At 65.2% G+C, this 21,715-nt stretch carries 17 protein-coding genes, 1 tRNA gene and 1 pseudogene; 6 read left to right on the plus strand and 13 right to left on the minus strand.

Annotated elements, in window-relative coordinates:
- Nucleotides 1-20: 20 nt before the first annotated feature.
- The 10 genes from PSET11_RS08220 to argS form a co-directional block, all read right to left on the minus strand.
- The gene (locus PSET11_RS08220) at nucleotides 21-785 is read right to left on the minus strand and encodes a WecB/TagA/CpsF family glycosyltransferase (RefSeq protein ID WP_124091620.1); all 765 of its coding nucleotides are present in this window, start codon (nucleotides 783-785) and stop codon (nucleotides 21-23) included.
- Nucleotides 785-1,615 (minus strand): L-threonylcarbamoyladenylate synthase, encoded by an 831-nt coding sequence (locus PSET11_RS08225; protein ID WP_124091621.1) that lies wholly within the window; start codon nucleotides 1,613-1,615, stop codon nucleotides 785-787. Before PSET11_RS08225 ends, PSET11_RS08220 begins: the two co-directional genes overlap by 1 nt.
- A 12-nt stretch (nucleotides 1,616-1,627) precedes the next feature.
- Entirely contained in the window at nucleotides 1,628-2,500 is an 873-nt protein-coding gene (gene prmC / locus PSET11_RS08230) for a peptide chain release factor N(5)-glutamine methyltransferase (protein ID WP_124091622.1), read from the minus strand.
- A 12-nt stretch (nucleotides 2,501-2,512) separates the two neighbouring features.
- A complete protein-coding gene (gene prfA, locus PSET11_RS08235; RefSeq protein ID WP_124091623.1) occupies nucleotides 2,513-3,586 on the minus strand; it encodes a peptide chain release factor 1 in 1,074 nt (357 codons plus the stop codon).
- A gap of 122 nt (nucleotides 3,587-3,708) precedes the next feature.
- Entirely contained in the window at nucleotides 3,709-5,946 is a 2,238-nt protein-coding gene (rho, locus tag PSET11_RS08240; protein ID WP_124091624.1) for a transcription termination factor Rho, read from the minus strand.
- Between the two features lie 302 nt (nucleotides 5,947-6,248).
- Entirely contained in the window at nucleotides 6,249-7,223 is a 975-nt protein-coding gene (gene thrB / locus PSET11_RS08245; RefSeq protein ID WP_124091625.1) for a homoserine kinase, read from the minus strand.
- Between the two features lie 2 nt (nucleotides 7,224-7,225).
- Entirely contained in the window at nucleotides 7,226-8,332 is a 1,107-nt protein-coding gene (gene thrC, locus PSET11_RS08250; RefSeq protein ID WP_124091626.1) for a threonine synthase, read from the minus strand.
- Nucleotides 8,333-9,649, minus strand: a complete 1,317-nt coding sequence (locus tag PSET11_RS08255) for a homoserine dehydrogenase (protein WP_124091627.1) — start codon at nucleotides 9,647-9,649, stop codon at nucleotides 8,333-8,335.
- Nucleotides 9,650-11,110: a diaminopimelate decarboxylase gene (lysA, locus tag PSET11_RS08260; protein ID WP_377947358.1), complete on the minus strand. Its 1,461-nt coding sequence runs from the start codon at nucleotides 11,108-11,110 to the stop codon at nucleotides 9,650-9,652. It lies immediately after the preceding gene.
- Nucleotides 11,111-11,121: 11 nt separating this feature from the next.
- The gene (gene argS, locus PSET11_RS08265; protein WP_124091629.1) at nucleotides 11,122-12,771 is read right to left on the minus strand and encodes an arginine--tRNA ligase; all 1,650 of its coding nucleotides are present in this window, start codon (nucleotides 12,769-12,771) and stop codon (nucleotides 11,122-11,124) included.
- A gap of 169 nt (nucleotides 12,772-12,940) precedes the next feature.
- Here argS and PSET11_RS08270 point away from each other — a divergent pair, with 169 nt between their 5' ends.
- From PSET11_RS08270 to PSET11_RS08285, 4 genes are all read left to right on the plus strand, one after another.
- Complete coding sequence (locus tag PSET11_RS08270) at nucleotides 12,941-13,423, plus strand: FMN-binding protein (protein ID WP_124091630.1); 483 nt, start codon at nucleotides 12,941-12,943, stop codon at nucleotides 13,421-13,423.
- Between the two features lie 3 nt (nucleotides 13,424-13,426).
- Entirely contained in the window at nucleotides 13,427-14,299 is an 873-nt protein-coding gene (locus PSET11_RS08275; protein ID WP_124091631.1) for an FAD:protein FMN transferase, read from the plus strand.
- Entirely contained in the window at nucleotides 14,296-15,810 is a 1,515-nt protein-coding gene (locus PSET11_RS08280) for a ferredoxin--NADP reductase (RefSeq protein WP_124091632.1), read from the plus strand. The genes PSET11_RS08275 and PSET11_RS08280 overlap by 4 nt, the downstream gene beginning before the upstream one ends.
- 134 nt (nucleotides 15,811-15,944) lie before the next feature.
- Nucleotides 15,945-16,020, plus strand: a tRNA-Arg gene (locus PSET11_RS08285).
- A gap of 90 nt (nucleotides 16,021-16,110) precedes the next feature.
- Here PSET11_RS08285 and PSET11_RS08290 read toward each other — a convergent pair.
- The 3 genes from PSET11_RS08290 to PSET11_RS08300 form a co-directional block, all read right to left on the minus strand.
- The gene (locus tag PSET11_RS08290; protein ID WP_124091633.1) at nucleotides 16,111-17,613 is read right to left on the minus strand and encodes an APC family permease; all 1,503 of its coding nucleotides are present in this window, start codon (nucleotides 17,611-17,613) and stop codon (nucleotides 16,111-16,113) included.
- Between the two features lie 22 nt (nucleotides 17,614-17,635).
- Nucleotides 17,636-18,535 (minus strand): universal stress protein, encoded by a 900-nt coding sequence (locus PSET11_RS08295; RefSeq protein WP_124091634.1) that lies wholly within the window; start codon nucleotides 18,533-18,535, stop codon nucleotides 17,636-17,638.
- A 76-nt stretch (nucleotides 18,536-18,611) separates the two neighbouring features.
- Nucleotides 18,612-20,009 (minus strand): flavin monoamine oxidase family protein, encoded by a 1,398-nt coding sequence (locus PSET11_RS08300; protein ID WP_124091635.1) that lies wholly within the window; start codon nucleotides 20,007-20,009, stop codon nucleotides 18,612-18,614.
- Nucleotides 20,010-20,146: 137 nt separating this feature from the next.
- Here PSET11_RS08300 and PSET11_RS08305 point away from each other — a divergent pair, with 137 nt between their 5' ends.
- Together PSET11_RS08305 and PSET11_RS08310 are read left to right on the plus strand one after the other, a co-directional pair.
- Entirely contained in the window at nucleotides 20,147-20,851 is a 705-nt protein-coding gene (locus PSET11_RS08305; protein ID WP_124091636.1) for a TetR/AcrR family transcriptional regulator, read from the plus strand.
- 246 nt (nucleotides 20,852-21,097) lie between these two features.
- Nucleotides 21,098-21,715, plus strand: a pseudogene (locus tag PSET11_RS08310) (hypothetical protein); the annotation flags it as partial.

Raw genomic sequence — 21,715 nt, forward strand, 5'->3', positions numbered from 1 at the left:
GCCTCGAGTAAGGTGGCCTGCTACGCGCCGGATTTGCCGGTCACGCGCCTCTTGGCGAGCAGCCACAGCAGCACCCACGGTTCGCCGAAAACCCGGTAAGCCACCCGCTGGGGGTGCAGGACCAGCCGCCACGCCCATTCCAGGCCCAGCCGGCCCAGCCAGCGAGGGGCCAGCTTCTGCGCGCCAGCCAGCTGCTCGATGGCGCCGCCTACGGCGCAGTACACCGCCGGCGGGAGTTCGGCCAGGCGACGCTGGAGCACGTCTTCCTGCAGCGGCATGCCCAGGCCCAACAGGACCAGCTGAGGTTGCTGCTCGTGCAGCCAGGCCACCGCTGATTCCTCGAGCGCAGCGTTCCAGTCAGCGCCGCTGAAGCCAGCCACCGTTGCGCCCGGCACAATTCCTGCCAGCCTGCCAACCGCTGCAGCGTTGGCGTCGGCACCAGCGCCGAGCACGGCGATCCGCTCGAGGCCGGCGACGTTACCCAGTTCCGGCAGCCAGTCGGTGGACCCCAGGCGGTAATCCATCACCGGCCCCTGAGCCTTGCCGGTGGTGCCCCACAACCAGAGGACGGGAGCGCCATCGAGGAGCACCACGTCGCTGCGTTGATATAGGCCGTTGAAGCCGGCGTCAGACAACGACAGGGTGACGCTGTGCAAGTTGTGGCCCAACACGGTCCGCGTGGTTCCCTCACTGATGTAGCGGCCCAAGACCGCCACGAGTTCAGGCACCCGTAAGGGCGTGGCGTCGATCCCCAAGACGGGAACCGGCTGGCGGGTCAGCGCCATCAGGCTTCAGTCGGCCGCGAGGGTGCCTTGCCCGGTTCAGAGGAGGGGGCTGGGGCGTCGGGAGCTGCTTCCGCGACGGCCGGCACTTCTACGGCGGGAGTCTCAGCGGCAGCAGCTACAGCCACCTCCGGGACAGTCGTTACCTCTTCGTCCTCGTCAACCGGCGCTTCCTCGCCAAGTCCCAGCATGGCCGGAACGTAGTACCGGAGCTGGTCCAGGGTGATCGCGCCTTCGCGGACTACCCGGAGCACCGTGCCGGTGGCGTCAACGATGGTGGAGGCAACGGCGTCGGTACCTTCCAGCGGCCGGAAGCCGCCCTCAAGGTACACCTCGACGGACTCTGCGAGCTGTTGGCGTGCTTCGGCCGCGGTTTGGGCGGGAGCCTGGCCGGTGCGGTTGGCTGAGGAAACCGCCAACGGCCCGGTGAGCGTGAGGAGTTCGAGAGCAAGGTCATCGGCCGGCATGCGCAGCGCAACAGTGCCCTTGGTCTCGCCGAGGTCCCAGTCCAGCGACGGCTGGGCGTGTAGGATCAGCGTCAGACCGCCGGGCCAGAACGCACCCGCGAGCTTGCGGGCATCGTCGGAGACATCGGTGGCGAGCCCGTCAAGGGCGTTGATCCGCGGGATCAGCACGGGCGGCGGCATGGCACGGCTCCGGCCCTTGGAGGCCAGGAGGAGGGTGACGGCCTGGGCCGAGAAGGCGTCTGCGGCGATGCCATAGACAGTATCGGTGGGCAGGACCACCACCTGCTTGCTGCTGATGGCTCGCTGGGCGTGCTCGAGTCCGGCGGCGCGCTGGTCGTCAGTGGTGCAGTTGTACGTTGTGGTCACAGGCCCATTCTTTCACTTCAAAGTGTGCGGATGCTCCAAGAGGGCGCTGGTGGCGCGCTCCTTACCGTTGAGGTCCAGATGTGTTTCGATGCTCCGCCACATTCCCTGCCGGTCCAGCATCGCGGCGATCCAGCCGGCCTGCACCTCGGCGTGTTCCATGACAAAGTAGCCCCCTGGCCGCAGCAGCCGGGCAGCTGAGGTGGCGGCCGCCGTCGGGAGTTCCATGCCATCCGCTCCCCCGCCGTACAGAGCCTCGGGTGGGTCGTGGAGGAACACTTCGGGTTCGTGCGGAACGGCGTCGGCGGGAATGTACGGCGGGTTGGACACCACGACGTCGAAGGTTCCGTTGAGTTCAGGGAGGGCCGTTCGGAGATCCCCCAGGACCAGGTGGACGCCCAGGGGCTGCAGGTTCTTGGCTGCCCAGGCGTGCGCGAAGGCGCTGAACTCGACGGCGTGCACCTCGGCGCCAGGCACCTCGGCCGCCAGTGAGCCGGCAATGGCTCCGGACCCGGTCCCCAGGTCCACGATTTTAGGCTGCGACACACCCTTGAGGTGGTCGATGACCAGCTGGACCACCGACTCAGTTTCCGGACGCGGGATGAACACGCCCGGCCCCACGGCCAGCTCGAGGTAGCGGAAATAGGCCACGCCGGTGATGTGTTGCAACGGTGTCCGCGCTGCCCGCTCGGCCACCAGTGCTGCGTATCCTTCCGGCGCCGGCGTATCGCCCAGCAACAGGGCCCGAAGCCGGCCGAGCCCCACCTTCAGCAGGTGATCCGCCAATAGTTCGGCGTCTACGCGCGGACTGGGAACGCCGGCGTCGGCAAGGATGGCGGTAGCTTCGGTGACTGCGGCAGCCAGCGTCTGGCCGGGGGCAATGCTCATGTCCGGGACGCGCTAGTCGCCAATGGCGTCCAGGCGGGCCTGTTCGTCCATTTCGATGGCCGACTGGATGACCGGCTCAAGGTCCCCGTTCATGACCTGGTCAAGGTTGTAGGCCTTGTAGCCGGTCCGGTGGTCCGCGATGCGGTTTTCCGGGTAGTTGTACGTCCGGATCCGCTCCGACCGGTCCATGGTGCGGATCTGCGACTTCCGCTGCGCCGAGTTTTCGGCGTCGATGATCTGTTGCTGGTGCGCCAGGATGCGAGCCCGCAGGACCCGCATGCCGGCCTCGCGGTTCTGCAACTGCGACTTTTCGTTCTGCATGGCCACCACGATGCCCGTGGGCAGGTGGGTGATGCGGACGGCCGAGTCGGTGGTGTTCACGGACTGCCCGCCGGGACCAGACGAACGGTACACGTCGATCTTGAGATCGTTCTGGTTGATATCCAGCTCTTCGGGCTCGTCCACTTCGGGCAGCACCAGCACGCCAGCGGCGGAAGTGTGGATCCGGCCTTGGGACTCAGTGACGGGAACGCGCTGGACGCGGTGCACGCCACCTTCAAACTTCAGCCGGGCAAAGACACCCTCGGCAGGATCGTTGGAGCTGCCCTTGACGGCAACCTGCACGTCCTTGTAGCCGCCCAGATCCGACTCGGTGGCGGAGATGATCTCGGTCTTCCAGCCACGCGACTCCGCGTACCGGGTGTACATCCGCAGCAGATCGGCGGCAAACAGGGCTGCCTCGTCGCCACCTTCACCGCCCTTGACCTCAAGGATCACGTTACGGGCGTCGTCTGGGTCGCGTGGGATGAGGAGACGGGTGAGCCGCGCCGCAGCTGCCTCGAGGGCAGTCTCCAGTTCAGGGACTTCTGCGGCAAACTCGGGATCCTCGGCTGCCATTTCCTTGGCGGCGTCGAGGTCCTCGCTGATGCCTTCCCAACGGTGGTACGCCTCAACGATGCCGTTGAGCTGGGCCGAACGCCGCCCCAACTTCCGGGCAAGCCGCTGGTCGGCGTAGACAGCAGGATCGCCAAGCTGCGCCTGGATGGCATCATGCTCATCGAGCAGTCCCTGTACGGACTCAAACATTTTCAGAACCTCTTTCGACTTGTACAAGTCTAGTAATGCACAACGGTGACTTAACGACGAACCGCTCAAAATATGCTGGCCCGCATAAGGGCGAGCCAGCATATTTTGAGCGGTGAGCTCAGCTATTTGTCGTTGTCCGCCTTGTTACCCAGAGTGGTCTTCTGGATCTGCATGAGGAATTCGACGTTGCTTTGGGTTTCCCGGATCTTGTTGGTCAGCAGCTCAAGGCTCTGCTGCGTTTCAAGGCCGGAAAGGACGCGGCGGAGCTTCCACATGATCTTGACCTCGTCAGCGGAGAGCAGGTTCTCTTCGCGTCGGGTCCCGGATGCGTTGACGTCCACGGCGGGGAAGATCCGCTTGTCAGCGAGCTGCCGGGACAGGCGAAGTTCCATGTTGCCGGTGCCCTTGAATTCTTCGAAGATGACCTCGTCCATCTTGGATCCGGTCTCCACGAGCGCCGTTGCCAAGATGGTGAGCGAGCCACCGTTCTCGATGTTGCGGGCAGCACCGAAGAAGCGCTTCGGCGGGTACAACGCTGCGGAATCCACACCACCGGACAGGATGCGGCCGGAGGCCGGTGCTGCCAGGTTGTAGGCGCGGCCCAGACGGGTCATCGAGTCCAGCAGGACCACCACGTCCATGCCCATCTCCACGAGGCGCTTGGCGCGTTCGATCGAGAGTTCGGCAACAGTGGTGTGGTCATCGGCGGGCCGGTCGAAGGTGGAGGCAATGACCTCACCCTTGACGGTGCGCTGCATGTCGGTGACTTCTTCGGGGCGTTCGTCAACCAGCACCATCATGAGGTGGACCTCAGGGTTGTTGGTGGTGATCGCGTTGGCGATGGATTGCAGGATGAGGGTCTTGCCGGCCTTGGGCGGGGAGACGATCAAGCCACGCTGACCCTTGCCGATCGGGGCCACCAGGTCGATGACGCGGGGGCCGATCTTCTTGGGATCCGTTTCCAGGCGCAGGCGCTCGGACGGGTAGAGCGGGACGAGCTTGGCGAACTCGACGCGGTCCTTGAGCTCCTCGGGCGTCTTGCCGTTCACGGACGTGACGCGGACCAGGGCGTTGAACTTCTGGCGCGCCGACTGCTGGCTGCGGTCCTCGCCGTCACGGGGTGCGCGGATGGCGCCCACCACGGCGTCACCCTTGCGGAGGTTGTACTTCTTGACCTGCGCCAGGGACACGTAGATGTCGTTGGGGCCGGGAAGGTAGCCGGAGGTGCGGATGAACGCGTAGTTCTCCAGCACGTCCAGGATGCCGGCGACGGGCAGAAGGACATCGTCCTCGGTGATCTCGATATCGTCCACGTCCGGACCCTGCGAACGCCCACGACGACGGTCGTTGCGGTCACGGAAGCGATCGTTGCGGGAGTTGGCGTCCCGGTCCTGGGTGGCGGTCCGGTCGTTGCGCTCCGTGCGATCGTTACGATCGGTGCGGTCATTACGATCCGTGCGATCGTTCCGGTCCCGGCGCGTGCGGCGATTCCGGCGACTGCCGCCGTCGTTCTCGTCGAGATCGCGGTTGTTCTCGCGTTGGCCGGCGTCGCGGCTGCCGAAGCTGTCGCGGTTCTCGTTGGCGTCGCGTTGCTGCGAGTCGCGAGTCTGCGTATCACGGGACTGCGAGTCGCGAGCCTGGGTATCGCGGGCGGCGCGGCCGCGGGAGTTTTCCCGGCGATCACCGCGCTGGCCGGCATCGGCTGCATCGGTGGACGCTTCCGTGCGGGGCTCGGCAACGGACTGCTCGACGGCGGTCTCCGCAGCAGCGTCCTGGCTGGACGTCGCTGCGGCCTCGCCGCGGCGGCGGTTGCGGGTGCGGGGCTGGCGACGCTCGGCGCTGTCGGTAGCTTCCCCTGCCTGGGCAGCTGAAGGCTCCGACGCGGTGCGCTCTGCACCTGCGGGCTCGGCGGCAGCGCGCTCCGCTGCAGGTTCGGCGGCGGGTGCCGCGGTGGGCTCAGCGGCAGCCGCCACAACGCCGTCGCTGCCTGCGCGGCGGCTCCGGCTACGACGGGCGCGGGTAGGCTCGGCGGGCGCGTCAGCAGCCTGCGGGGCAGGAGCCTGCTTGGCAGACGACTGTGCTGCGGCCGCTTCGGGAGCGGCAACGCTCTCGGCAGGCTTCTCGGCAGCCTTGGCGGGCGCCTTGACCACGGGGGTGCCGGCACGGTGCGCGGAAATGGCGGTCACCAGATCGCCCTTGCGCATGCGCGAGCCGCCAGAGATACCGAGCTGGCTGGCCAGAGCCTGCAGCTGGGCCAGCTTGAGGCCGGCCAGGCCGCTGCTCTTGGCAGGTGCGGCCGGTGATTCGGCAGCAGAAGATGTTGTGTCCACAGCTGGCAACAGCTCAGTGGTTTCGGTCACGAAGGATCCTTCCCCCTCGACGGCGCCCGGACTGGAGCCGGGCGCAATGATTTGATCTGGGCTGCAGTTCAGATCTGCAGCCGCGATATTTTCGGCCTTGCCAGTTGATTTTTTGCGGTCGGCAACGCCGGTAAGAGATACACCTTGCGCCCCACACTTGGGCGGCACGCCGGACTGACACGTCAATGGGCAGTTGAATGCTGCAAATTCCTGCGACAGACCGAGCAGGTGGCACCAGCATTGATTGTGCAGTACCAGTGCGGCTGGCTACTTTCTGAACCAACGTTTCTGGTAGGCGTCAATTACCGCCGGTGCACGTCCACCTTAGCACCTTCAACGTCCACAGCCAGCTTCAGCACGCGCCAGCCAATGTCCTGGCTGTTCTCTGCCGTAGCTGCCTGAATCAGTGCCAGGACGGCAGCCGCCTCCACCTCGCCGTTGGCCAGCACCAGCACGGTGGGACCGGCACCGGAGACGACGGCGGCATGGCCGGCGGCGCGCAGGGCCCTGATCAGTGCGGCGCTGGGCCGCATGGCCTCGGCCCGGTAGCTCTGGTGCAGGTAGTCTTCGGTGCCGGGGAACAGCAATTCCGGATCTGACGTCAATGCGTGGATGAGCAGGGCAGCGCGGCCCGAGTTCATCGCCGCAGCGTGGTGCCCCACCGATGCGGGCAGCAAAGCCCTGGCAGCTTCAGTGGAGAGCTCGTAGTCGGGAATGGCAACAATGGGAATGACGCCGCTGGCAACCGTGGCGCACGTGCTGCTGTACCGGTCACTGTCCTGCCACGAGAGCGCCAGCCCGCCAAAGATGGCCGGTGCAACGTTGTCCGGATGCCCTTCCAGTTCGCTGGTGAGCTGCAGGACCCAGTTCCGGCCCCGGCTGCTGGTGGCAGGTACCAACGCGTTGGCGGCTGTTACGGCGGCCACGACGGCAGACGCCGACGAGCCAAGGCCGCGGCCGTGCGGGTTGACGTTGTCGGCGATGATCCGCAGGCCGCCGCGACGGAAGCCCAGGCGTTCAAAAGCTGCATCCATGGCGCGAACCACCAGGTGGCTGGCGTCCTGGGGCAGCGTCTGGGCGCCCTCGCCGCGGAGGTCAAACTCCAAGGCGTCGCCGTCAAGGGTCTCCACGGTGAGGGTGTCGTGCAAGGCCAACGCCAGTCCAAGGCTGTCGTACCCGGGGCCCAGGTTGGCTGAGGTTCCGGGCACGCGGACGGTGACGCGCTGCCCGGCCGCAACAGTTTCCAGGACCGGAGCGGCCTGCGAGGTGGTGTCCACGGCTATTTTTCGTCCAGTCCCAAGGCGGCAGCAACAGTGACCACGTCGTTGGACACCTTGACCGGCTGTACTTCAGCGCCATCCTCGGTGCGCAGGGCCCACTGTGGATCCTTCAGCCCATGGCCGGTGACGGTGATGACGATGGTCTTCCCTACGGGTACTTCATTGGCGGCGTGCTTCTTGAGCAGGCCTGCCACGCCGGCTGCTGAGCCCGGCTCCACGAAGACGCCTTCGCGGGCGGACAGCCAGCGGTGGGCGTGCAGGATTTCCTCATCCGTGACGGCATCGATCAAGCCGCCGGATTCGTCGCGGGCGTTGATGGCGCCGTCCCATGAGGCAGGGTTGCCGATCCGGATGGCCGTGGCAATGGTATCCGGTTCGGTGATCGGGTGGCCCGCCACGAACGGGGCCGCACCGGCCGCCTGGAAGCCCCACATGGTGGGCGTCTTGGTCGAGACGGCGGGCAGTGTGCCGGCGGTAGCGGACTCGAAGGGCGCCGAGTACTCCTTGTAGCCTTTCCAGTACGCGGTGATGTTGCCGGCGTTTCCTACGGGCAGGACGTGGATGTCGGGGGCGTCGCCCAAGGCGTCCACAATTTCGAAGGCCCCGGTCTTTTGGCCCTGGATGCGGGCCGGGTTCACGGAGTTGACCAGGAAGACGGGGTAGGACTCCCCCAGCTTGCGGGCAATGTCCAGGCAGTTGTCAAAGTTGCCGTCAACCTGCAGCAGGGTTGCGCCGTGGGCAATCGCCTGGCTGAGCTTCCCCATCGAAATCTTGCCTTCGGGCACCAGCACGGCGCACGTCAGGCCGGCAGCCGTAGCGTACGCGGCGGCGGAAGCTGAGGTGTTGCCGGTGGAGGCGCACACCACGGCCTTGGCGCCGGACTCCACGGCAGCTGTCATGGCCATGGTCATGCCGCGGTCCTTGAAGGAGCCGGTGGGGTTCATCCCCTCCACCTTCAGGTAGACCTCGGAGCCGGTGAGCTCAGAGAGTTTCTGCGCGTACACCAGCGGGGTACCGCCTTCGCCCAAGGTGATGACCCGGGTGGCGTCCGTGACGGGCAGACGGTCAGCGTATTCGCGGATAACGCCGCGCCATTGGTGAGCCACTTAGACTCCTTCTACCCGTAGGACGGATGTCACTGAATTGACGACGTCCAGGCCCTTGACGGCCTCGACGGTGGCCGCAAGTGCGGCCTCGGATGCGCGGTGGGTGACAATCCGGAGCTCTGCCGATTCCTGCACGGAATCGGGTTCGCGGTGGACAGCCTGCCGCAGGGTTTCGATGGAGACGCCGTGCTCGGCAAAGAGCTGAGCGATCCTGGCCAGCACGCCTGGCTGGTCAGCCACGTCCAGGCCGATGTAGTAGCTTGTCGCGGCGGCGTCGATGGGCAACGCCGGGACGTGACCGGTGGTGGTCTCGGTCCGCTGCGGTCCGCCCAGGACCAGCCGGCGGGCAGCTGAGACCAGGTCGCCCAAAACAGCAGACGCGGTGGGGGTGCCACCAGCGCCCTGGCCGTAGAACATCAGCTCGCCGGCGTTTTCCGCTTCGATGAACACCGCATTGAAGGCCCCGCGGACGGCAGCCAGCGGGTGTTCGCGAGGCAAGAGGGTGGGGTGCACGCGGACCGAAACTCCCTCGGCGCCGTCTGCGTCGACCAGCTTCTCGGCGATCGCCAGCAACTTGATGACAAAGCCGGCGTCCTTGGCAGCAGCGATGTCGGCTGCGCTGACGGCGGTGATGCCCTCGCAGTAGACGTTTTCCAGGGCAAACCGGGTGTGGAAGGACAGCGTGGCAAGGATGGCTGCCTTGGCGGCAGCGTCGTGTCCTTCGACGTCGGCCGTGGGATCGGCTTCTGCGTAACCCAACCGCTGGGCCTCGGCGAGGGCATCGGCGAACTGCGCACCAGTGGAGTCCATCTGGTCGAGGATGAAGTTGGTGGTGCCGTTGACAATGCCCAGGACGCGGGTGATCCGGTCGCCGGAGAGGCTGTCGCGGATGGGTCGCAGGATGGGGATGGCACCGGCCACTGCAGCTTCGTAGGAGAGCTGGACGCCAGCCTTGTCCGCTTCTTCGTAGAGGGTGGGTCCGTCCTGGGCCAGCAGGGCCTTGTTCCCGGTGACCACGCAGGCGCCATTGCGCAGGGCAGCGAGGATGAGCGTGCGGGCAGGTTCAATCCCGCCCATCAGCTCAATGACCAGGTCGGCGTCCTTGACCAGGGTCTCGGCGTCGGTGGTGAAAAGCTCCTGCGGCAACTCGACGTCGCGCTTGGTGTCCAGGTTGCGGACGGCAATGCCGCTCAACTGCAGGCGGGCGCCTGTCCGGGCAGCCAGGGCGTCGGCGTCCTCAAGAAGGATCCTCGCTACCTGTGCGCCCACGTTGCCACAACCCAGAAGGGCCACCTTCAGGGTTCGCATTTCCGTCATTCAGGCTCCCATATCGCGGTTCAATAGATCTTCTTCTGTTTCTCCGCGGACAATAAGCCGGGCAGAGCCGTCGCGGACGGCCACAACTCCGGGCCTGGCCAGGTAGTTGTAGTTGCTCGACAGGGCCCAGCAGTAGGCGCCGGTCCCCGGGACAGCCAACAAATCTCCGGCTGCCACGTCCGCGGGCAGATATACATCTCTAACAACTATGTCGCCGCTCTCGCAATGTTTGCCCACTACGCGGGACAGCTGGGCGGCGGCGTCCGAGGTACGGTTGGCCAAAATCGCCGAGTAATCCGCGTCGTAGAGCACGGGACGGGCGTTATCGCTCATCCCGCCGTCCACCGAAACATAGCGGCGGGGGTACGTAACGTTGTCGGCTGCGCCATCGCCGCCCGGAGCGTCTACGCGCACGGTTTTGCGCGTTCCCACCTCGTAAAGCGTGAACGTGGTGCTGCCGACGATCGCGCGTCCCGGTTCGATCGAAATCCGCGGTGCCGTGATGCCCAGTTCGGCACAGGTGGAACGCACGACGGCGGCCATGGCCACCGCGATGTCGGCGGCTGGGCGCGGGGTATCCACAGGAGTGTAGGCAATGCCGTAACCGCCACCCAGATCCAGCTCGGGCATGACGATGCCGTACTTATCCTGCATTGCAGCAAGGAAGCGCAGGAGCTTCTCGGCGGCCAGCGCGAAGCCGTCAGGTTCGAAGATCTGCGAGCCGATGTGGCAGTGCAGGCCCAGCAGGTCAATCCCGGGGTGCGCTGCTGCGGCGGCAACTGCCTGCTCTGCGGCGGAAAGTCCTGCTTCCTCAGTGCTGTCCGACGCCATGGACAGGCCAAACTTCTGGTCCTCATGCGCGGTGGCAATGAATTCATGGGTGTGGGCGTGCACGCCAGGGGTCAACCGGAGCATCACCTTGGCCAGTTCACCGCGGCCCTGGGCAATGGCACCGACCCGGGTCAGCTCGTCCAAGCTGTCCACCACGATCCGGCCCAGGCCCATATCCAACGCCCTGTTGATCTCGGCGTCGGATTTATTGTTGCCGTGCAAGGCCACGCGCTCACCGGCAATACCGGCCCGGGCTGCGACGGCCAGTTCACCACCGGAGGCAGTGTCCAACCGGAGGCCTTCCTCGGCAACCCAGGTCACCACGGCGGTGCAGAGGAACGACTTCCCGGCGTAGTAGACATCCACGCCGCCGCAGACATCGGCGAAGGCTGCATCGAAGGAGTCCTTGAAGGCGCGCGCCCGGGCCCGGAAGTCGGCCTCGTCAAGGACAAACAGCGGCGTGCCGAACTGTTCCTTGAGGGCCGAGACGGACAAGCCACCGACGGCCAGCTCGCCGTCCTGGGCGCGGGCCACGGAACCAGCCCAGAGCGGTTCGTGCAGTTCGTTCAGATCGGCAGGAACGGTGAGCCATTCGGGTGCCAGCGGTGAGGCGCCAGGGGCTGCGTGCATCGTCATGATCCTTACATCCGTTCCGGTGCAGAGACACCCAGCAGGTCAAGGCCGTTGGCCAGCACCTGGCTGGTGGCGTCGTTGAGCCACAACCGGGTGCGGTTGACATCCAGGACCGGCTCTTCGCCCATGGGTGCCACGCGGCAGGCGTCGTACCAGCGGTGGTAGGCACCGGCAATGACCTCGAGGTGCCGGGCTACGCGGTGCGGTTCGCGCAGCTCAGCGGCCTTGGCCACGATCGAGGGGTAGCTGCCCAGGTGCGAGAGCAGTTCGTTTTCCGTGGCGTGGTCCAGCAGTGCTGCATCGAAGACGGAGCGGTCAACGCCGGCGGCCACCGCGTTGCGGGCAGCACCACGGGAGCGGGCATGTGCGTACTGAACGTAGAACACCGGGTTTTCGTTGCTGTGCTTCTTTAGCAGTTCGGGGTCAAGGGTCAGCGGCGAGTCGGCGGGGAACCGGGCCAGTGAATACCGCACTGCGTCTTTGCCCAACCAGCTGATCAGGTCCTTGAGTTCAATGATGTTGCCGGCACGCTTGGACAACTTGGCACCGTTGACGGACACCAACTGGCCGATCAGCACCTCGATGTTGGCCTCCGGATCATCACCCGCGCAGGCTGCAATGGCCTTGAGTCGGTTGATGTAGCCGTGGTGGTCGGCGCCCAGGAGGTAGATCTTCTCCGGGAAGCCGCGGTCCTTCTTGGCGAGGTAGTACGCAGCATCGGCGGCGAAGTAGGTGGGCTCACCGTTGGCCCGGATCATGACCCGGTCCTTATCGTCGCCAAAGTCGGTGGTCCGCAACCAGACCGCACCGCCGTCGTCAAACACGTGGCCTTGTTCGCGAAGGCGGGCCACGGCACTTTCGATGGCGCCGCCGTCGTGCAGTTCTTGTTCGGAAAAGTAGACGTCGAACTTGACGCCGAAATCCGCCAGGGTGACCTTGATGTCCTGCATCTGTGCCTGGTAGGCGGCCGAGCGGATCACGGGGATGGCTGCAGCTTCGGTGAGATCGCGGATGCCGGGGTGTGCTGCCAGGACGTCGTGGCCGAGGTCCGCGATGTACTGGCCGGGGTAGCCGCCCTCGGGAACGGGCAGGCCATGCAGTCGGGAGTACACCGAGTTGGCAAAGACGTTCATCTGCGAACCGGCGTCGTTGATGTAGTACTCGGTGGTGACGTCGGCGCCCGAGGCGCGCAGGACGCGGGCAATGGCATCGCCCAGGGCGGCCCAGCGGGTGTGCCCGATGTGCAGCGGACCCGTGGGGTTCGCGGAGACAAATTCCATGTTGACGGTGTGGCCTGCGAGCGCCGTGTTGGTGCCGTAGGACGAACCGGCCTCAACGATGACCTTGGCGAGGGCACCGGCGGCGGCCGCGTCAACGGTGATGTTGAGGAAGCCGGGACCGGCGATGTCAACGGCGGAGACGCCGGCGATGGTTGCCAGCCGGGTGCTGAGCACGGTGGCAAGGGCGCGGGGGTTCAGGCCGGCGGGCTTGGCCAGCTGCAGGGCGATGTTGGTTGCCCAGTCGCCGTGGTCCCGGTTCTTGGGTCGCTCCACGCGCACCTCGTCCGGAACGGCGGTTGCGGCCAGGGCAATTTCGCCGGCGGCAACGGCATCTTTCAGGCAGGCGGATATGGCGAGGGAGAGTTCTTCGGGAGTCACCGTCCTAGCCTACCGGCGGGCCGTGACTGCGGAGAATTTTACGGTTCCGGCACATGGGTTGCGCACAGGATTTCGAGAACCTCGCCACAGAGTGAACCAATATGCTGATGTCGTCGTTGATAAGGCAGTAACCACTGTCCACGAACGCAAGTGACGAAACGAGAGCCCCATGAGACCCTCTGTACGCAAAAGTGTTTACGCCGGAATCGCCGGCCTATCCCTCATTGGCACGGTAGCGGGTTGCGCGCCTGCTGCTTCGCAGGGCGCAGATTTAACCCCCACCCCCACCCCCAGCGCCACGTCAGCTGCCTCGTCCGGGGCATCTGCTGGGTCTTCCTCCGCCGCAGCCGGCACATCCACCTACCAGGACGGCACCTACAGCGCCGACGGCAACTACGTCTCCCCCAACGGCCAGGAAACCGTTGGGGTCCAGCTCACCCTGGCCGCCGGCAAGGTCACTGCCGTGGAGATCACGCAGCACCCCTCCAACCCCAACACACGCAAGTTCCAGGGCGAATTCGCCGGCGGAATTGCGGACCAGGTGGTGGGCAAGAGCATCGACGACCTCAACGTGTCCAAGGTGGCCGGCTCCTCCCTCACCAGCGGCGGCTTCAACGACGCCGTAACCAAGATCAAGTCCGAGGCGATGTAGGAAGTGCCTACCGGAAGCTGGACCGCGTTCAGCTTCGCGGGGATCGGCACTGACTGGGAAATCTCCACGCCGCTGCCGTTACCGGCCCCGCTGCAATCGCAGCTCTTGGCGACAGTGGAGAAGTACGACGCCGCGTGGTCGCGTTTCCGGGCCGATTCCCTGGTCACGAAACTGGCTGGGTCTGCCGGGCGCGTCGAATTTCCGCCCGAGGCCGCCCGGCTCGGCGCCCTCTACCAGCAGCTGTACCGGATCACCGGGGGCGCCATGACGCCGCTGATCGGCGGCAGCCTGGAACGGCTGGGCTACGACGCCGGGTACTCCCTGGTCCCGTCGGGGCCGGCCTTGCCCGCACCAGCCTGGGAAGGGCTCCTGGAGTGGGCCGGCACCAGCATCGGCTCCAGCCGGCCGCTCGTCCTGGACATTGGCGCCGCCGGGAAAGGGCTGCTGGTGGATCTACTGGCCGAGGTGCTGCGAGCCCAGGGACTCACCGAGTTCCTGATCGATGCGAGCGGTGACATGCTGCACTCGGGGACCGAACCGCTGCGGATTGGCCTCGAACACCCGTACCAGCCCACCCAGGCGATTGGCGTCGTCGAACTTTTCAACAGTGCCCTCTGCGCCTCTGCTGCCAATCGGCGGGCTTGGGGCGATGGCCTGCACCATGTCCTCGATGGTGCCACGGGCAAGCCCGTCAGCACCGTGGTGGCAACCTGGTCCACGGCTGCCACTGCCATGGAAGCAGATGCGCTGGCCACGGCGTTGTTCCTGACTGACCCGGCAACGTTGGAGCAGGACTTCGATTTCGATTGGCTCACCGTATATTCCGCAGGAAATGCGGCTTTTTCGGCCCACTTTGAGGGGACACTATTTTCATGACTGCCATGATGACGCGCGCTGAGAGCCGGCTGAACCGGTTCACCATGTATCGGCTGATCCTCTGGATTCTTGGCGTGCTGGCGGTGTATGCCATGGCGCTGACGGTCCTTGGCTGGCTGACGTTCAGTACCCTGCCCGAAATGCTGGTCCACCTGGTGCTGTGTCTGGGCCTGACGTACGCCTCCAACCGTGCGCTGGCGGCGCTCTTCAAGGTTCGGCCGCACTCGGAGTCCTCGTTGATTACCGGGTTCTTGATCTTCTTCCTGTTTTGGCCATCGTTTGGCGTGCTGGATATGGCCGGAGTTGCGTTGGCCTGCGTCCTGGCCTCGGCGTCCAAGTATGCGCTGGCCTGGCGCGGGCGGCACGTGTTCAATCCGGCCGCGCTGGGTGCTTTCGTCACCGGGCTGACGGGGCTCAATGTCGCCACCTGGTGGGCAGGTACCCCGGCCATGCTGATCCTGCTGGTGCCGGGCGTCCTGCTGGTCCTGTACCGGACGCGCAAGATGCTGATGGCAAGCATCTTCGTGGTGGTTTCCACCTCGGTGATCACCCTCGAATTGATGCGCGCGGGAATGAGCGCCGGTACGGGCATCTGGCAGGCGTTGGCGCAGCGGCCTGTGCTGTTCTTTGTGGGCTTTATGTTGTCCGAACCGCTGACCCTGCCGCCGCGCCGTTGGCAGCAGCTGACGCTGGCCGCGGTGGTGGGCGTGGTGTTTGCCACGCCGTACAACTTCGGCTTCGTGGCCAACTCCCCCGAAGCCGCATTGCTGCTGGGCAACCTCCTGGCGTTCCTGGTGGGCCAACGCGGCGGGGTGAAACTGACCCTGGCCGGGACCAGGCAGTTGACGCCCAGCACCACCGAATTCTCGTTTGCACCGGCCCGGCCCGTCCGGTTCCAGGCAGGACAATACATGGAGCTGGACCTGCCGCATGCCCGCTCAGATGGAAAGGGCCGGCGTCGGGTGTTCAGCCTGACCGGCTCACCCACGGACCGCTTGGTCAGCTTCGGCGTCCGAACAGCCGAACCGCTTTCTGCGGCGAAGAAGGTGCTGCTGAATCTGGCTCCTGGCGAATCATTGAGCGCCACCTCGGTGGGCGGGGACTTTGTCCTCCCCCGCAACCCGGACAAGCCGGTACTGTTGATTGCCGCAGGGATCGGTATCACGCCGTTCCTCTCCCATCTGGCCTCCGGCGGATTGAAAGGGCGCGACGCCGTGTTGCTGGTCTTGGCGCGAACCGCCGATGAAATCGCCTACGCAGAGGAACTCCGGTCTGCTGGCCTTCGTGTGCTGGTGAAGCTGGGCGATGGTTCCGCTCCGCCCGCTGACATGGCGGGAATTCCGGTCGGTACCGAGCGCCTTGACGGAGATGCCTTGAAGGCGTTGGTGCCGGACCTGGCCAGCCGGGAAGTGTACGTCTCCGGCTCGCCCGCCAGTGTTGCCGCATTGCGCCGGGCCGCCAGATCAGGCGGCGCCCGGCGGATACACACCGACTCGTTTGCCGGCTACTGAGCAGTGGATTCTGGGGTTGCCGGGGGCAGCTTCCGGGTGGTTGGCAGGTGGCTTGCCCGGCCGTTTTTCCTTGCGGGCCACCTTCCTGCTAAGCTCTAGGCTGTCCCGCTGGCAACTGCGGGAATCCCAGGATTGCCCTCGTAGCTCAGGGGATAGAGCGTCTGCCTCCGGAGCAGAAGGTCGTTGGTTCGATTCCAATCGAGGGCACCACAGAAAAACCCCGCCACTTCGTATGAAGCGGCGGGGTTTTCGCGTTCCCACGTTTTGGCGAATGATCTCTGGCTCCGCTGGCCAGCGGGGTCAGAGGGTCTTGCCGCGGAAGAACTCCGGCCGGATCCGGTACATCACCAGCATGACCACTACACCGAGCAGGATCACACCCAGGCCCAGCACAAATACCAGGCCCACTCCCCCAACCGATGAGCCGGATCCGTAGCTTGGATCCATGGAGTCGATGGCCGTCTTGACGAACATCACCAGCAGGATCACACCACCCAGCAGCGGCGCGAGCATCTTGAAGAAGAAGGACCGGACGCTGCCAAAGGCTTCGGCCCGGAAGAACCAGACGCAGGCAAGGGCTGTGACGCCATAGTAGAAGCAGATCATCATGCCCAGGGCGGTAATGGTGTCCCACAGGGCGTTTTCAGAAACAGTCCGGGTGATCACGTAGAACGCCGCGGCCGCGATGGCCGCAACAATGGTGGCCGTGCTGGGCGACTTGAAGGTGGGGCTGATCTTGCCGAAACGGGGCGAGATGGCCTTGTAGTGGCCCATGGCGAGCAGTGTCCGTGCCGGGGAGACAAACGTTGACTGCAGTGAGGCTGCCGAACTGCTCAAAATAGCCAGCGACATAAGGATGGCGAACGGGCCCATCACCGGACCTGCCAGGACCGCAAAGATACTCGACTGGTTCTCCGGGTTCCCCACGCCCAGGCCGGTCTCGCCAATGCCGGCGAAAGACAGGGTCGCCAAAGCAACGGTCATGTAGATGATGACAATCACCAGCACCGTGACCGTGGCTGCGCGACCGGGCGTCTTTTCCGGGTTCTTGGTCTCCTCGTTCATGGTGAGCGTGACGTCCCAGCCCCAATAGATGAAGATCGAGAGCGAAACGCCGGCCGCGAACGTGGAGAACGAGTCGACGGCGAACGGGTTGAACCAGTCCGGTGAAATGGTGGTGGCGTCGAAGGCACTTCCGTTGGCCACATGGCTGAAAGCTGCGATGGCGAACCAGCCCAGCACCAACAACTGGAAGGCCACCAGCACGTACTGGACGCTCTTGGTGGTCTCCATCCCGCGATAGGAAATCCAGCAGGCCGCAGCAATGAACACCAGCGTGGTGGCAATGTTCAGGGGCAGGATTTTGCTGAGCTCGCCCAGCTCAGGGTTCTGGAAGAGCTGTCCCAGCATGAGGTAGAAGAAGTCCACCGCCACTGCCGCAAGGTTGGACAGCACAATAATCGTCGCGGCGATGAGTCCCCAGCCGCCCATCCAGCCGACCCAGGGACCAAAGGCGCGGGTGGCCCACGTGAAGGAGGTACCGGCGTCGGGCATGGCGTTGTTGAGTTCGCGGTAGCCGAGTGCCACCAGGAGCATGGGGATAAAGCCCACCAGGAAGATGGCGGGCAGATGCACCCCGACCTCCGACACTGTGGGGCCGAGCGCTGCGGTGAGCGTGTAGGCCGGGGCGATGCAGGAAACCCCGATCACCACGGCGCCGATCAGGCCCACCGATCCGGCTTTCAGGCCCTTGTCGCTCAGGGTTGAATCTTTCGACTGGACCGTCTTTGGTGCAGTTGACATGGGTTTGGCCTCTCAGGCGATGCTAGGAACGCTCACGCGTATAGTCACGGGGAACCACGATCATGGGAACGGGCAGGGCGCGCAGGATGCGGTTTGCGGTGGCGCCAAGGAAGGTTGCACGGCTCTGTGCCAGCCGGCTGGATCCGATGAGGAGGATCTCGCCGTCTTCCCAGTCCAGCCCGTCCACGGCCTCTTCGATGGTGCGGCCCTGGGCCACCACAATCTGCGGATCCGGCAGCGCCGCAACCGCAGCATCTGCGTCTGCTGCGTCTACCAGTACCGCACCTGACTGCACGACGGCGGCCAGACGGTCGGTGGCATGCGCACGGGCGGCGTCGGCCGCGTTGGCCGGGTCACCGCCGTCGAGCGTCAACAAGGAGACGAGCCGGAGCGGAAGGCCCCGGCGCTGGGCCGAATCCACGGCGACGGCGAGCAACTCGTCGGCACCTGGGCGGGTGCCGAATCCGCAACTCAGCCGGGTGATGGGCTGGGTGCGGTGGTATCCGTGCGGGGCCAGCGCAACCGGCAGCGGCGCCGAGTGCAGGAGCGAACTGGCAACGGAGCCAATACTGAACCGTTTGAACAGGCCGCTGTTTGTCGCCCCGATGACCAGCGCGGCGGCGTCGAACTCCACTGCCACGTCAATGAGGGTTTGGGCTTCAGAGTCGCCGCGTAGGATGTGGGCCCGGGCTGTTACGTCGTCTGGGACCAACGCCAGGCCCTGGTCCAGCCATTCCTGCGCCTGCTGGTTCAGGATGGAATCGAACCCGGTTTCGGGCGGGTAGACGGCGTTGAACGGCGAGTCCTCGGGGACCACCAGGACCAGGTCAATGCTGGCATCATGGCCCCTGGCCAGGGCGACGGCGAGGTGGACGGCGTCGTGCCCCCTCGCGTTGGCGGTGTAGCCCACAACGTAACGCATGTTGGTCCTTTCCAGCGGTGGGAATCAAAAGATGGGGTTGGTGGTCCGGATGGCGATCCGGACCACCGGGGTCCGACTAATTGGCCGCTGCTGCGTTCTGCAGGTCCGCAGCCGTTGCGCCTGCGTGATCCGCGACGATGCGCGCGGCGGTCAGTTGCCCCATCCGCACGGCGCCATCCACGTGCTGGTAGCCTTCCGCAGCGATATCTGAACATGACCAGTGGATCGGGCCGACGGCTGCCTGCTGATCCTTGCCGTAGCGGTGCAGGCCGCCCAGATCGTAGCTGGAGGCGTAGGCGCCACGGGTCCATTCCTCGGAGCCCCAATCGGACTCGTAGTAGACCTCCGGCGTGAGTGCCGCATCGCCGAGGAAGCCGGCCAACGACTCAAGAATTGCCTGCTTACGTTCCTCGGCACTCAACTCGAAGACGGCGTCGGCCTTCTCGTCGGACACGAAGCCCACCAAAGTACCCCGCGGGTCGTTGTGGTTGGTGTTGTCGTAGACCTCCTGGACCAGTGCGCCGGCGCTGAAGCCGGTACCGGAAAGTCCGTCTTCGCGCCAGAACGGCGTGCTATAGACGGCGTGCACCTTGATGACCAGGCCCAACGACTGGTGTTGGTGCATCTGGTGCTGGCGACGTGGCAGCGGCGGGTTGAAGGAGACCCTGGAGTAGAGGTTGGGCGGGACGGCCATGATGACGTAGCGGGCAGTCACGGTGGCCTGGTCAGACTCGACACGGACGCCAGCCTGATCCCAATGGATGGTGCGGACCGGGCTGTTCAAGACCACATCTGAGCCGAGTTCTGCCGCCTGGAGGAGCGAAACCTGCTGCATTCCGCCGACCACCCGCTTGTCGAGAATGAAGTCCTCATTGGTCAGGTGCGTGAAGGAACCAGCGGATGCCGCCATCAGGACTGCCTGGAGGGCCGAGAAGGCGTGCGCGGGCTTGGTCAGCATGCCGCCGGCGATAAAAAGGCCGATGTTGTTGCAGGCTTCCTCATCGTTCGAGTTCTGCCGGAGCCAGTGATGGAACGAGATGGTGTCCAGCTCGCGAGCCTTGGGGTGCGCCCAGGGCTCCGTCGGACCAATTTCGGCGGCCAGTCCATCGAGAATGTCGATGAGCTTGTCCATCTCCGCCTGCGTGGTTTCGCCCACCGGGAAGCTGTCGCCGCTGTAGCGGATAGGCGTGCCGTCCGCGCCGATGTAGACGGATTCGCCGTCGCGGAAACGCGAGTACATCTCCAGGCCGAGTTCAGCCAAAAGGTCGATGAGCGCGGTTTGATCAGGGGAAACCCACTGACCGCCGATCTCCAGCATTGCGCCGTCAATGGTGTCCGTCCAGGTGCGGCCGCCCACGCGATCACGCGCTTCCAGCACGGCAACGCTGAGGCCAGCCTTTTTGAGGGTCCGGGCGGCTGTCAGCCCTGACGGCCCAGCACCGACGATCACGACGTCGCGATCAAGATTCTGCATGGTGTCCTTTCCGTGGCCAACCGGTGAGTCGGCCAATAAATGAATGGCATTCATTTGTTGCTATGATAGACCTCACATCTCCGGCTGTGAAGCCCCAATGGAATAATGCTCAGGTCCAACCCGCAGAAAGGTCTCCGATGTCCGCCACCCCAGCTCGGCCCGCCGCGTCGGCCACGGCCGGCGTCGCCGGCGTCGCCAGTAAGCCGCGGCGACGTGCAGGCAGACCGGTGGCGCGGCTCCTGGACCAGGATGGAATCACGACAGCGGCGCTGAAGTTGATCAGTAAGAAGGGGTACGCCGGTCTCACCATGGCAGCCTTGGCCCGTTCGCTGGGGGTGGCCCCCTCGGCGCTGTATAACCACGTCACTGCCAAAGATGAGGTGCTGCTGCTCCTTGAAGACCACTTGATCGCCATGGTGGACGTCTCTGCTTTTGCTGGTGAGCCGTGGGACGTGGCCGTGCGCAGTTGGGCCTGGTCCTACCGCAACGTCTTCGCCGAACACACCCCGCTGATCCCGGTCATCGCCGTTCTGCCGGTAGGCAATGCGCCCAAGACCCTCGCCATGTACGAGGCCGTGACAGCAGGATTCCGCAACGCCAGCTTCCCGGAAGAGAAGATCATCTCGGCCATTGTTGCCCTGGAAGCGTTCGTTTTCGGTGCTGCCTACGACGTCACCGCACCCGCAGACATCTTCGACGCCGGTGCCCTCGCCGGACAGGTTCCCAACTTCACGGCCGCCGTGGATCGACTCGCTGCGGAACGCCACGCCAGCCCTACAGACGTTGCCTTCAACTTGGGGCTCGAGGCTTTGATTGCGGGGTTGGGGGCGCTTCGGCGGTGAGCTTGGGCGTTCGGGGTCTTGTGCTGGTTTGCACTCGCGGTGAGGCCTGCGCGGTGTCACGTCGGCGCGCTTGCGCCACGGTGCTCACGGGTGTTGCCTTAGTTTGAGCTGACCTGCCACCTGTGTCCGGCGGCTGATTTTCAGTTTTGGTTGGTGGGTGCGAACAAGCCTCTGATGGGTGAAGTTTTGTGGGCTGGATGTGGGGTTTGGCCTGAAATTGTCGTACCCCTTTTCTATAATTGAGGTATGGGTAACGGGGTTGTTGTCGATGCTGGTGGTGGGGCTGATATTCGCTCTGCTGTGGCGTCGATCGCTGCCCTGGTCGACCAACTTTCTGGCGTCGTTTCCGACCCCATCGGCACATCCTTTGCGGGCGGTGTGAGCGATACTCCCGGACCCGCCGGGACCTCTACCTCCAGCAGCGTGACCGGCACTACCGGCCAGTCCGGCACCGCTACATCCGGAGGCACAACCGGACCCGCCGTTGGCGGCACTGCCGTTCCTGGCACCGTTCCTTCTTCGTCTGATCGTCGAACCGGCACGCTTGCCGCCGTTCCGCAACTGTCTGGTGAGACGGCCGGCGCTGCTGATGATGCCGGCGCTGTTGATGGTGGTGATCCGTTGCGGGATTTTGCTGATTCGTGTTTGTCGGGTCTTGAGGTGTTGGCGCGGGTGGAGGCTGCCACGGCGGCGGCGAAGGTTCGTCTGGTCGCGGCGTACGCGGAGGCCGCCGATATGCTCACCCCACCCTCAGCAAATGGGACGGGGCGCGGGTCCTCTGCGGTGGGGATGTGTGTGGTCTCTGAGGTCGCGTGTGTGTTGACGATCGGCGAGCGGGCCGCGTCCGCGCTGTTGTGTGAGGCG

Source organism: Arthrobacter ulcerisalmonis, assembly GCF_900609065.1.
GTDB classification, from domain to species: domain Bacteria; phylum Actinomycetota; class Actinomycetes; order Actinomycetales; family Micrococcaceae; genus Arthrobacter; species Arthrobacter ulcerisalmonis.

Excerpts from the sequence above, each read along its gene's own strand:
- PSET11_RS08220 (WP_124091620.1), bottom strand. The coding sequence starts at position 785 with ATGGCGCTGACCCGCCAGCCGGTTCCCGTCTTGGGGATCGACGCCACG.
- prmC (WP_124091622.1), bottom strand. The coding sequence starts at position 2,500 with ATGAGCATTGCCCCCGGCCAGACGCTGGCTGCCGCAGTCACCGAAGCT.
- prfA (WP_124091623.1), bottom strand. The coding sequence starts at position 3,586 with ATGTTTGAGTCCGTACAGGGACTGCTCGATGAGCATGATGCCATCCAG.
- PSET11_RS08255 (WP_124091627.1), bottom strand. The coding sequence starts at position 9,649 with ATGACGGAAATGCGAACCCTGAAGGTGGCCCTTCTGGGTTGTGGCAAC.
- lysA (WP_377947358.1), bottom strand. The coding sequence starts at position 11,110 with ATGCACGCAGCCCCTGGCGCCTCACCGCTGGCACCCGAATGGCTCACC.
- PSET11_RS08270 (WP_124091630.1), top strand. The coding sequence starts at position 12,941 with ATGAGACCCTCTGTACGCAAAAGTGTTTACGCCGGAATCGCCGGCCTA.
- PSET11_RS08280 (WP_124091632.1), top strand. The coding sequence starts at position 14,296 with ATGACTGCCATGATGACGCGCGCTGAGAGCCGGCTGAACCGGTTCACC.
- PSET11_RS08290 (WP_124091633.1), bottom strand. The coding sequence starts at position 17,613 with ATGTCAACTGCACCAAAGACGGTCCAGTCGAAAGATTCAACCCTGAGC.
- PSET11_RS08295 (WP_124091634.1), bottom strand. The coding sequence starts at position 18,535 with ATGCGTTACGTTGTGGGCTACACCGCCAACGCGAGGGGGCACGACGCC.
- PSET11_RS08300 (WP_124091635.1), bottom strand. The coding sequence starts at position 20,009 with ATGCAGAATCTTGATCGCGACGTCGTGATCGTCGGTGCTGGGCCGTCA.
- PSET11_RS08305 (WP_124091636.1), top strand. The coding sequence starts at position 20,147 with ATGTCCGCCACCCCAGCTCGGCCCGCCGCGTCGGCCACGGCCGGCGTC.